This is a genomic window from Gryllotalpicola sp. CP2-P1, assembly GCF_057512245.1.
Genome location: NZ_JBLRDT010000084.1, coordinates 1 through 11,397 on the forward strand (window position 1 = coordinate 1; position 11,397 = coordinate 11,397).

At 69.6% G+C, this 11,397-nt stretch carries 11 protein-coding genes; 10 read left to right on the forward strand and 1 reads right to left on the reverse strand.

Going from position 1 to position 11,397, the window contains the following annotated elements; translation table 11 throughout:
• From ACM2XV_RS08345 to ACM2XV_RS08390, 10 genes are all read left to right on the forward strand, one after another.
• A partial coding sequence (locus ACM2XV_RS08345) for a hypothetical protein (RefSeq protein WP_487026599.1) occupies nt 1–256 on the forward strand: 256 nt, incomplete at its 5' end.
• A complete protein-coding gene (locus tag ACM2XV_RS08350; RefSeq protein ID WP_487026600.1) occupies nt 253–1,341 on the forward strand; it encodes a hypothetical protein in 1,089 nt (362 codons plus the stop codon). The genes ACM2XV_RS08345 and ACM2XV_RS08350, both read left to right, overlap by 4 nt.
• A gap of 1 nt (nt 1,342) precedes the next feature.
• Nucleotides 1,343–5,857, forward strand: a complete 4,515-nt coding sequence (locus ACM2XV_RS08355) for a type VII secretion EssC family protein (protein ID WP_487026601.1) — start codon at nt 1,343–1,345, stop codon at nt 5,855–5,857.
• Nucleotides 5,858–5,984: 127 nt separating this feature from the next.
• Nucleotides 5,985–6,308 carry a hypothetical protein gene (locus tag ACM2XV_RS08360; protein ID WP_487026602.1) on the forward strand — a complete coding sequence of 108 codons (324 nt, stop codon included), beginning with the start codon at nt 5,985–5,987 and terminating at the stop codon, nt 6,306–6,308.
• Between the two features lie 3 nt (nt 6,309–6,311).
• Nucleotides 6,312–7,721, forward strand: coding sequence for a putative T7SS-secreted protein (locus ACM2XV_RS08365; RefSeq protein WP_487026603.1), 1,410 nt, complete (start codon nt 6,312–6,314; stop codon nt 7,719–7,721).
• 25 nt (nt 7,722–7,746) lie between these two features.
• Nucleotides 7,747–8,361: a hypothetical protein gene (locus tag ACM2XV_RS08370; RefSeq protein ID WP_487026604.1), complete on the forward strand. Its 615-nt coding sequence runs from the start codon at nt 7,747–7,749 to the stop codon at nt 8,359–8,361.
• 2 nt (nt 8,362–8,363) lie between these two features.
• Entirely contained in the window at nt 8,364–8,957 is a 594-nt protein-coding gene (locus ACM2XV_RS08375) for a hypothetical protein (protein ID WP_487026605.1), read from the forward strand.
• Complete coding sequence (locus tag ACM2XV_RS08380; protein WP_344776666.1) at nt 8,954–9,619, forward strand: hypothetical protein; 666 nt, start codon at nt 8,954–8,956, stop codon at nt 9,617–9,619. The genes ACM2XV_RS08375 and ACM2XV_RS08380 overlap by 4 nt, the downstream gene beginning before the upstream one ends.
• Nucleotides 9,620–9,765: 146 nt before the next feature.
• The gene (locus ACM2XV_RS08385) at nt 9,766–10,467 is read left to right on the forward strand and encodes a hypothetical protein (protein WP_487026606.1); all 702 of its coding nucleotides are present in this window, start codon (nt 9,766–9,768) and stop codon (nt 10,465–10,467) included.
• 145 nt (nt 10,468–10,612) lie between these two features.
• Nucleotides 10,613–10,909 carry a WXG100 family type VII secretion target gene (locus ACM2XV_RS08390; RefSeq protein WP_344776660.1) on the forward strand — a complete coding sequence of 99 codons (297 nt, stop codon included), beginning with the start codon at nt 10,613–10,615 and terminating at the stop codon, nt 10,907–10,909.
• 69 nt (nt 10,910–10,978) lie between these two features.
• Here ACM2XV_RS08390 and ACM2XV_RS08395 read toward each other — a convergent pair.
• Nucleotides 10,979–11,397, reverse strand: a 419-nt coding sequence (locus ACM2XV_RS08395; RefSeq protein ID WP_487026607.1) for an FHA domain-containing protein, incomplete at its 5' end; no start/stop codon positions are given.

An 11,397-nucleotide genomic window follows, 5' to 3' on the forward strand; every position in this document is an offset into this window, starting at 1 on the left:
CGAAGAGCCGACGACCGGACTGCCGCGCGTCACCGCGCCCGACGGCTGGCCCGCCGAGTGGGACGACGGGCGCGCGTATCTGCTGCACCCGTTCGACGAGACTCACCCCGACCCGGCCGGCGGTCCTGTAGAGGTCGAGCTTTTCCGCGCCTTCGGCGACCCTGAGGCCCTCGCCGAGCGCATCATCGCCGGCGCCGCGAAGCCGCTGCACTCGATCCGCCTCGAGCCGGCTAACGATTCCCGGAAGGCGACATGAGCGACCACGACGAGCCGATCTATGTCGAGTCGACGCCCGATGTCGGGTCGGCGCGCCTCGCGGCTGCCCTCGAAGCGGGCGACTGGCAGGCGATCGGGCAGGCGCTGAGGCACGACTACGTCGTGCTGCCGCTCATCGACACCGACGACGGTGAGACCCAGAATCGCGTCTTCCCGTCGAACGACGCGAGCGGCAAGAAGCCGTATGCGCTCGCGCTGTTCTCGTCGACCAGTGCCCTCGAACTGTTCCTGGGCGACGACGACAGGCGGCAGTTCGCACTCGTCCGCGGCCCCGGCCTCGAGCCGTTCCTCAGGCAGCACCACGACGTGCTGCACCGGGTGCACTTCGATCCAGCTGGGCCGCACCCGGGAAGCGCCGACGTCGATGACGTCCTGCGCGCCCTCGAGCCGCGCCTGCTCGACGACGAGGTCGCGTGGGCATCCGCTCAGCCGAGCGCCGCCGACGCGGTGCCCGCCGTGGCTCCAGGTGACCGGGCGATCGCGATCGATACGCCGCTCGGCCCGGACTGGGCCGTCGTCGACGTCACGGACGCCGCTGTGCGCGCGCAGCAGGTGCGCAGACTGCTCGATGAGCAGCTGGGCGGATTCCTGAACAGGAAGCTCCGCGCCGACTTCGAGGCGTGGTTCACTCGTGCGTCCGAGTTGGCGCTCGGCGCCGGTGGCCGCTTCCTTGCGTTCCTGGTGCGCCGCAGCGACAAGGCTGCGGCCGCCGTCAACCTCGCTCTGTACTGGCACGAGCTCGGCCCGGCGATCGGCGATGCGAGCCACCTCGAGCGCATGACCGAGCGATTGCGCGGTGAGCTCGCCGCCGACGATGAGCTCGTGGGCGCCGAGACGCCGGCCGGCCCGTTCATCCGGCACACGCGCCTGCGCCGCGCGGCGGCGGAGCTCGAGGGCGCCGATCGCGAACTGCTCGTCGTCGATTACTGGCTCGCGTTCCCCGACGGGCGCGGCCTCGCGCAGTACAGCTTCTCGAGCCCGCACGTCGAGCAGCGCGAGGCGCTGCTGCTGCTCTTCGACAACATCGTCGTGCGGGCACGCTGGGTGATGGAACAGGGGGAATGACGTGCGCCTGAAACTGACGCTGGCACGTCAATCGGGGCAGTCCGACGACATCGTGGTGACGACGGATGCCGTCGCGACGGTCGCCGACGTCGCGGGCGCGATCCGGCGCCTCGACCCGAAGGGCAAGGAGTGGGCCGTGGGCGGCGAGGGCCGCGTGCTCACCCTGGCCGTGGCCATGCCGGGGCAGCAGCAGCCCGACGTGCTCTCGCCCGAGATCCCCATCGGCGAGGCCCAGATCGGCGACGGGGCCACGGTGCTCCTCGCGGATGCCTCGAGCTACGGCGCAGCGCAGCCCGCCGGCTTCCACCCGATCGGGCGCCTGCGGGTGCTGACGGGGCCGGCTGCGGGCACGCAGTTCGAGATCCAGGCCGGGTCGACGACGATCATCGGGCGCGACGGCGCCTGCGACATCGTGCTCGACGACCCCTTCGTCTCGGGTCGGCATGCGCGCATCCAGGCCTCCGGCGGCCTCGAGCTCGTCGACCTGGGCTCGGCGAACGGGCTCGTCGTCGACGGCGGCATCGTCGACCGCCTGCAGGTCAGGCAGGCCGTGCGCGTGCTGATCGGCGACACCGAGGTGGAACTGACCCCGCTCGCGCAGCCGCAGCAGCAGGCATCCGTCGCCCCTTCGCCCGCACCCGCTGCGAAAGCCGGGCCCGTCCTCTTCAACCGCTCGCCCAAGGTCGAGGCGCGCTACGTCGGCGCCGAGTTCGAGGTGCCCGAGGTTCCGGCTGAGACGGAATCGCAGCCGATTCCGATGATCGCGCTCGCGACGCCGATCCTCATGGCCGGCGTGATGTACATGATCACGCGACAGCCGGCGTCGGTGGCGTTCGCGGCCATGTCGCCGCTGATGGTCGTCGGCAACTGGTTCACAGGTCGGTCGCAGCGCAAATCGAGGCTCAAGAAGTCGATCGCGAGGTTCGACGAGGGGCTCGAGAGTCTCACGACGGCGCTCGGCCGCGAACGCGAGAAGGAAGCCGCGCAGCGCGCGCTCGAGGCGCCCTCGACCGAGCAGGTCTATGAGGCGGCGGTGCGTCGCGCGCCCCTGCTGTGGACCAGGCGGCCCGAGCACTGGTCGTTCCTGAACGTGCGGCTCGGTGTCGGCGCCGCGACCTCCCGCAACACGATCGACGTCACCTCGCGCCCGAATCTGCTGGTCGAGTTCCAAGAGCGGCTGGACGCCGTCATCGAGGCGAACCGCACGGTTCCCGGCGTGCCGATCGTCGAGAACCTGTACGACGCCGGAGCCATCGGCATCGCGGGCGGGCCCGGGCAGACGGCCGGCGCCCTGAACTCGCTGCTCGTGCAGCTGACGGGGCTGCACTCGCCGGCCGAGGTGACGGTGGCGGCGATCGTCAGCTCGCGCTGGTCGCGCGAGGTCGAGTGGCTGAAGTGGATGCCGCATTCGTCGAGCCCGCACAGCCCGCTCGAGGGCAACCAGCTCGCCGACAGCGAGTCGAGCGCGAGCGCCCTGCTCTCGGACCTCGAGGGGCTCATCAGCGCCAGGCTGGAGGAGAAGCGGAGCGCCGAGCGCCGCGGGGCCATCGTGCAGGCCAAGGCGGCGAACGAGCGCGGGGCGAATGTGGCGGAGAGCGACGTGGCCGCGGGAACGCAGTCGCCGATTCCTGCGGTCGTGGTCGTGATCTCCGACGACGCCCCGGTTGACCGGGGGCGCCTCATCCAGCTCGCCGAGTCCGCCGCCGACGCCGGCGTCTTCCCGATCTGGGTGTCGCCGGACGTTCCCGCGCTGCCCGCCGTCTGCCGCACCTATCTCGCCGTCGACGCCGACGGCCGCGCCGAGGTCGGCTTCGTGCGCCTCGGCGAGCACATCGCGGACGTGGTCACCGAGCCCATCGACGCGGAGCGCGCGCAGGCATACGCCCACCTGATGGCGCCCGTCGTCGATGCGGGCGCGCCGATCGCCGATGCGAGCGACCTGCCGCGCAGCATCTCGCTCGTGACGCTGCTCGGCCATGAGCTCGCCGAGTCGTCGTCAGCGATCGTCGACCGGTGGAAGCAGAACGACTCGATCCACGACCGCTCGGGCGGGCCGCTCACGCCGCGCCGCGCAGGCAAGCTGCGGGCGATCATGGGGTCGGCGGGGCACGACCCGATGCACCTCGACCTGCGCACGCAGGGCCCGCACGCGCTCGTCGGCGGCACGACCGGCTCCGGGAAGTCGGAGTTCCTGCAGGCGTGGGTGCTCGGCATGGCCGCCGAGTACTCGCCCGACCGGGTCACCTTCCTCTTCGTCGACTACAAGGGCGGGTCGGCGTTCGCAGACTGCGTGCAGCTGCCGCACTGCGTCGGCCTCGTCACCGACCTCTCGCCGCACCTCGTGCGCCGGGCGCTGACCAGCCTGCGCGCCGAGCTGCACCACCGCGAGCACCTCTTCAACCGCAAGAAGGCCAAGGACCTGCTCGAGCTCGAGAAGCGCGGCGACCCCGACAGTCCCCCGGCCCTCGTGCTGGTCATCGACGAGTTCGCCGCGCTCGCCGGCGAGGTTCCCGAGTTCGTCGACGGGGTGGTCGACATCGCTCAGCGCGGGCGCTCGCTCGGCATCCACCTCATCATGGCGACCCAGCGGCCCGCCGGCGTCATCAAGGACAACCTGCGCGCCAACACGAATCTGCGGGTGGCGCTGCGCATGGCCGACGAGTCCGACTCGCAGGACGTGATCGGGGTCAAGGATTCGGCGCACATCGACCCGTCGATCCCCGGCCGCGGCTACGCGAAGACGGGGCCGGGGCGGCTTGCGGCGTTCCAGTCGGCCTATGCCGGCGGCTGGACGACGCGCGAGCCCGAGCGCGCGGACATCCAGGTCGCCGAGCTGCGGTTCGGCGGCGAGAACCGATGGGAGGACCGGACCGCGCCGGCATCCGTCGCCGATCATCAGCGCGATCTCGGGCCGAACGATCAGCAGCGACTGGTCAGGACCATGATCGAGGCGCAGGGGCTCGCGAGCATTCCGGCCCCGCGGCGCCCGTGGCTCGACGAGCTCGCGCCCCTCTACGACCTGTCCAAGCTGCGCCAGCGCACCGATGCCGAGCTGCTGCTCGGCGTCGCCGACGTGCCGGAGCGCCAGGAGCAGACGACGCAGTACTACCGGCCGGACGTCGACGGGCACCTCGCGGTCTTCGGAACGAGCGGGTCGGGCAAGACCACGGTGCTGCGCACGCTCGCGAGCGCCGCTGCGATCACCCCGCGCGGCGGCCCCGTGCACGTCTACGGGCTCGATTACGGTGCGGGCAGTCTGCGCGTCCTCGACCGCCTGCCGCACGTCGGCGCGATCGTGGCGGGCGACGACACCGAGCGCATCGTCCGCCTGTTCCGTACGCTGCAGGGCGAGCTCGAGCGGCGCGCAGCCGCCTGGGCCGACGTGAACGCGTCGAGCATCGCCGAGTACCGCGCGCTCGCCGGGCGGCCGAACGAGCCGCGCATCCTGCTGCTGGTCGACAACTTCACGAACTTCAAGGACGACTTCGAGGTCGCCGCGGGCCGCGCCCAGTGGTACGACGTCTTCCGCGACGTCCTCGCGGACGGCCGCCGCCTCGGCATCCACGTCGTGCTCACCGCCGACCGCGCGGGGGCCGTGCCGACCTCGATCGCGGCGTCGATCCAGCGCCGGGTCGTGCTGCGGCTCGCCGACGACGGCTACGGCGCGCTGGGGGTGCCGAGCGACATCCTCGGCCCGTCGTCCCCGCCCGGGCGCGCGATCGTCGACGGGCTCGAGACGCAGATCGCGATCCTCGGCGGAACGACCTCGGTGTCCGAGCAGGCCGAGGCGCTCGGCCGGCTCGCCGAGGCGATGGGCCGCGCGGGTGTTGCGGCGGCGCCGGCGATCGGCTCGCTGCCGAAGGAGTATGCGCAGAGCGCACTGCCGGCCTCCGTCGGCGGTCAGCCCGTGCTCGGCCTCAGCGACATCGATCTCGGACCGTTCCCGTTCGACCCGTTCGGCACGGTCCTGCTCGCCGGCCCGCCGGCCAGCGGCCGCTCGACGGCGCTGCAGACGATGGCCACGGCGTTCGTGCGCGCCGCCGAGGGGAACCGGGTCTACTACTTCGGCAACGCCCGCTCGCCGCTCGCGCGCCTTCCGATCTGGGTCGACGCGGCAAAGGACCCCGACGAGGTCGCGGCGCTCGCCCGCGACCTGCTCGCGGCCGTCACGGACCCGGACACCGAGGGCCGCATCGGCATCTTCATCGAGACCATCGGCGACTTCCTGCAGACGGCGGCCGACGGCCCGATCGTCGAGCTGGTCAAGGCGGTGCGGCGCAGCGATCACCTGCTGGTCGCAGAGGGCGAGACCAGCGCGTGGGGCTCGTCGTGGCCGCTGTTCGGCGAGGTCAAGAACGGCCGGCGGGGCATCCTGCTGCAGCCGGAAGCAGTCGAGGGCGACATCCTGCTCAAGACGGCGCTGCCGCGCATGGCGCGCAGCGAGTTCCCGCCGGGGCGCGGCGTCTACATCTCGCGCGGGCAGCATGCGCGCGTGCAGCTGCCGCTGCCGGAGTGAGCAGAGGGCGCGACCGGATGCCGCTGGCTGCGGCTTCGCATGGGGAGTGCTCCCCGTTCCCTCCGCACCGCTTCGGCAATAGCTTGGCTCCAGACTTCAGGGGACGCAGGACTAGAGGGGGGAACCGGTGAGCGATCTCAAGCTTGATCTCGGTCGATTGGAGGAGCTCTATCACGACCTGAACGGTGTCGTGAAGGAGTTCGAGGGGGCCGACAAGCTCAGCGATGACATCGCCGACGCCACCGGGGACGACAATCTCTCGGGCAAGGTGCACGACTTCGCGCACAACTGGAACGACAAGCGCGCAAAGATGACGCAGAGCGTCAAGGACCTGCGCGACCAGATCAAGGCCGTCTCCAACGGCTTCACCCAGGTCGACGACGGTCTCGCCAAGGCGCTCAAGGAGTCGGCGGACGCCGGCCCTGCGCCCGCGCCGAAGGCGAAGGACTGAGCCATGGCCGACACCGAATACGCACCGCTCAAGGGCGACCCCGACCTGCTGGCCACCAAGGCCGCGCACTACCAGACCGTCGCCGCCCAGATCGCTCGCTCCGTTCAAACCCTGACGAAGATCCAGGGCGAGAAGATGACGAGCAAGGCGATCGACAAGCTCCGTGAGAGCTCGGGCGACGTCGCCGATGACATCACGAAGGCCTACGACCGCTACGACACCACTGCGAAGGCACTCGCCGCCTATGCGGTCGAGCTGCGCGGCGCGCAGGACGACGCCAAGACCGCGATCGCGCAGATCGAGGAAAAGCAGGCGGCGGCGGATGCCGCGAACCGCTCTGCGTCCACCGCGCAGGACGCGGCCGACAACGCGACCGACGATCAGAAGGCCGATGCGCAGAAGACCGCGCAGCAGGCTCAGACCGCAGCGGATGATGCGAACTCAGCCCTCACCGCGGCTCACAACCTCTGGCACGCCGCCCACGATCGCAAGGTCGCCGCTGCCAAGACGGCGGCCTCAGCGATCGACGGCGTCGTCAACGGCAAGGGCAACCACGGCCTGAAGGACAGCTGGTGGGACAACTGGGGCTCGAAGGTCTACGACATCATCAAGCAGGTCTGCAAGTGGGCCGGAGTGCTGTCGATCTTCTTCGGCTGGATCCCGATCATCGGGCAGATCCTGCTGGTGCTCGCCGCGATCGGCGCGGTACTCGACCTCATCGACGCGGTCGTCGCTGCGATCACCGGTGACGGCAGCGTCTTCGACATCATCATGGCCGTGGTCGGCGTCGCGCTGACCTTCGTCGGCGGTGCGGCGTTCGCTCGCCTCGCCAAAGAACTGAAGGCGGTCACGGCGATCAAGGCCGGTGAAAAGGTGTTCGGCGGTGCCGTCACCGACCTCAAGGCAGCCCGTACCTTCAAGTCGATCAGTGGCGGCGAGAAGCGGATCGCGACGATCCTCACGGATTCGCGCAAGGTGATGAAGCAGACGTCGTTCCGCGACGTCGCGCTGGACATGCTGAAGGACTCGACGAAGCAGTTCCGCCCCAATCTTTCGATGGAGGCGATCGCGAAGCTCAAGCCGACCTCGCTCGCAGACACGTTCAAAAAGGCGTTCGAGGAAGGCATCATTCCCAACCCGCAGAAGTTGCTGAAGCTCAACGGCGACTTCGTGGCAGGGGCGCGGTACATCGCCATGGATCCGAAGATGCTGAAGTCGGCTGAGGTCGCGGTGCCATTGTTCGGAACCTCGATCTACCAGGCGGACCAGACTTACAAGGCGGTGTCCGGTTACATCTCCGACGGCCAGGACAGCCCTGGGAAGCTCGCCACGAGCCTCGGTGGCGACGCGGTCGGCGCCACTTCCTCGATCATCTCTGATATCCGTAGTCTCGAGTGGAAGAACAACGGGTGACCGCTGAATCAGGAGGGGAGCCAGCATGATCTTCGGCACGAAGAAACCGAGGCCCATCGCAGATTTCGACATGGGTCTGGTCGACGGCTGGCAGTGGGTCGACACGGAGGACCCACGGTGGCCGGACCAGTTGGCGGCCGACCTCGGGCTGACAGGTGCCGAGCGCCAGAATCTGAGCGGTCAACTTGGAGCAGTCGCGGCACGCGTGAAGGAGATCGGAGCGGATCGGGACGGCGCGGGCTCACTGGTGTGGATTCCGCCGCAGGACCAGGCTCGCGTTCGCTGCGTGCTGTCGTTCCGATTGACGAATCCGTACGAGGGCGGTCCGGGCGCTTACGAGGGCTACCTCGCAGCCGACGAGGGCCGGCGCGAGCCCGGCCGGCGTTACGACATCGTGCAGACGTGGCGTGGCACGGCACCGATCGGCGACGTAGTCGGCGCGTACAACGTGATCACGTATACCGATCTCCTCGAAGACGCGCCACGCAGCGAAGCACGCACGCTGTTCGGCGTGTTTCCGACCGGGGCATCGCAGATGTTCGAGTTCGTGTTCACCAGCGACGACCTCGACGGCTTCACGGATATGGTCGAGCGCACGTCGGAGTGGGTCGCAACGCTGACGGTCGAGCTCGAGAAATGAGCATGCCGGTACGCAGCGCCCGATCCGACAGCGAGGAGTTCGCCTTCGTACTGCCGGGTTCGTGGGCGTCGATCCCGCTGGCCGACGCCGATGCGCGCGCCGCGCGAATCTCGGCGCTCGTGAAGCAACAGTTCGGTACCAACGACCGACTGGCGTCGCGACGGCGCCAATTCCGCGAGGAGCTGGCCGCCTCGGCCAAGCAGGCGGCGGATGCCGGAGCCGCCGCGTTCTCCCTGTCGCTTGAGCTCTTCCCGGGGATTCCCGTGTCGGGCGCCATGATCTCGGTGTTCGAGGCGTGGCCTGCCGCAGGTGCCGGCATCGAGGACACCGCACGTCGGCTCGCCGCCGCCTACCCCGAGGCCGAGGTGCTCGAGACCGACGCCGGCCCGATCGCGCGGAAGGCGACGGCGGGCACCCAGACCTACACGACGACCACCACCCCGTCGCTGGACCTCGATTATTGGGTTCCCGCGCCGGGCGGCTCACGCGTGCTCGCGACGAACGTCTCGCTGCCGATCGCTCCCGATCCGGGTCCGTTCACCGAGCTCTTCGACTCGGTGATCAGCTCTATCGTCTGGGCGGAGCCTGTTCGATGAGATTCGCGCGCTCCCTCGGCTATCTGGGAGTGACGATCACGTGGTTCATCGTCTTCGCACTCACGGTGGCGGTCGCGTTCTGCTTCTGGGTGGTCCCGCCTGGGCCAATCAGCACCCAGCAGGGCATTCTCGACAAGCTGCAGGACCCGAAGGACTGGGTATCGGGGCTCGTGCTCGTGTATCTGATCCTTCCGTGGGTGTGGGGCTTCGTGCACCTGCTCGTGCTCATGGCGCTGGGCCCGCTGCTGCTCGCGGCGCTCGCCTTCTGGCGGTCACTGAAACCGGGCTACGCGCACGAGAAGCTCACCGGCAGTGTGCTCCGCAGCGACGCAGCCGGCATCAGCCCGAGCGGTGTCGCCATCTCACTGCTGCCGAAGAGGCACACGCCGTACAGCCTGTGGGTGACCCGACTGAACGCGCGCGCGTGGCTGCTCGACGGTTCGTGGTACCTCGGTCTCGCATGGCTCGGCTTCGCCCATTTCCTGTTGCTCGGCTGGCTGCGCTGGCCGATCCACAATCCGTTCCTGATCGCGCTGTCGATCGTGCTGGCGCTGGGCTTCGTCGTGCTCGCGGTGCGCAGGCTGCCCGTCGGCTGGCGCCGCCTTCGGCTCGACGCTGTCGACGGCGAGACGCCGGTGCTGGTGAACGGCGCCGAGGCGTGAAGCCGCGGCCGCGGCGGGGTCTGAGCCTCTCACTGATCGGCGGCGGCATGTTCGTTTGTCGGCGCCGGCATCTTCGCCTTCGCGCGGTGGATGTCGTCGAACCACTGGAAGGCCGGGCGTCCGCTCGGCTCGGGCGAGTCGTACGCGTGAGCTACCGCGCCGCCGCCGCGCGTCCGCTCGGCTATCTCACCGTCACGATCGTCTGGCTCATCCTGTTCCTGATCATCACCGCGCTCACGTTCCTGTTCTGGGCCGTGCCACCCGGCGCTCTGCACACTCAGCCCGGGTTCACCACCGGCATCGAGGACACAAAGGACGCCATCGGCATGATCGTCGTGGTCGCTGTCGTGCTGCCATTCGCCTGGGGGTTCGTCTTCCAGGTCCTCGCAATGGCGTTCGGCACGCTGCTGCTCGCGGCGCTGGCGCTGTGGCGCTCGCTGCTGCCCGGTTATCGCGGCGAGAAGCTCACGGGCTCCCGGTGGCGTGACGATGTCGCCGGGCCGCCGCGGCTCACCGCTGTCGCGATCTCGCTGCAACCGCTGCGGCACACCCGGTACAGCCGGTGGGCGGCGAAGCTGAATCTGCGTGCATGGATCCTGAGCGGCGCGTGGTATCTCGGCATGGTGTGCTTCGGCTACGCGAACTTCCTGCTGATCTATTGGGTGCGCTGGCCGCTCGAGAACGCGTTCGCCGTTGCCGTGGTCATCGTCTTCGCCGTCGCGTTCGTCGTGCTCGGCGGCTTCTTCCTGCGCCGGGGCTGGCGTCAGCTCGAGGTCACCGCGGTCGACGGGCAGGTGCCGACCGTCCGCAAGCTCGGGGCGCAGCCCGCTCACGCCGACGAGGGCTAGGCATGGGGAGTGCTCCCCGTTCCGCGCCCCGGCGAGGTTGGCTAACTTAGGTACCAACAAGCCGGTCGGCCAGGGGGCCGTCGCCGACAGACATCATCGTCTTTCGGCCGCGGGCTTGCCGACAACCACTAGGGGAGTAGATCTCATGGCTAACTTGAACGTCACCTACGGCGACATGACCAGCGCTGCCCAGCGCCTCAACGCCGGCAAGGACGACATCACCGCGAAGCTGCAGGAGCTGCAGGCTCTCGTCAACAACCTCGTGAGCGGCGGCTTCGTGACCGACACCGCGTCGGGCGCCTTCCACAGCTCCTACGAGCAGTTCACCAAGGGCACGACGCAGGCGGTCAACGGCCTCGACGGAATGTCGCAGTTCCTCACCAAGGCTGCCGACGCTCTGCAGAACGTCGACCAGCAGCTCGCCCAGGGCATCGGCGGCTGAGCGCAGCACGCACCGGAAAATGCGGGTCAGGTTCGCCTGGCCCGCTTTTTCGTGCGCAGATTCGCTCGGCTAAGCGGATGCCCCGGCCGACTGCACGGTGACGACGAAGCTGCCGAGCTGCAGCTGCGAGCCGGGAGCCACGGGCGAGGTGCGCCCCGGCTCGAGCACCGTGACGCCGCCGCCCGGCGACACGACGGCGATGCCGTTCGTGGAATGCAGGTCGGTGACCATGAGGTGGTCGAGCTCGGGCACGAGCAGCGCGTGCGTCTTCGAGAGCGACTTCGCCGGGTCGGCGAGCGGCAGCAGCCGTGCGCCGGGCGCCGCCACGGAGGCGGCCGGATTCCGGCCGACATACGTTGCGCCGTCGAGCGTGAGGCGCGAGCCGTCCGCGAGAAGCAGGGACCAGGTCGGGGCGGGCACGGATGCCGGCCGCGACACCTGCTGGGCCTGAGAAGGCGCCGTCGGGGGTGCCTGCTCAGCGGGCCCGG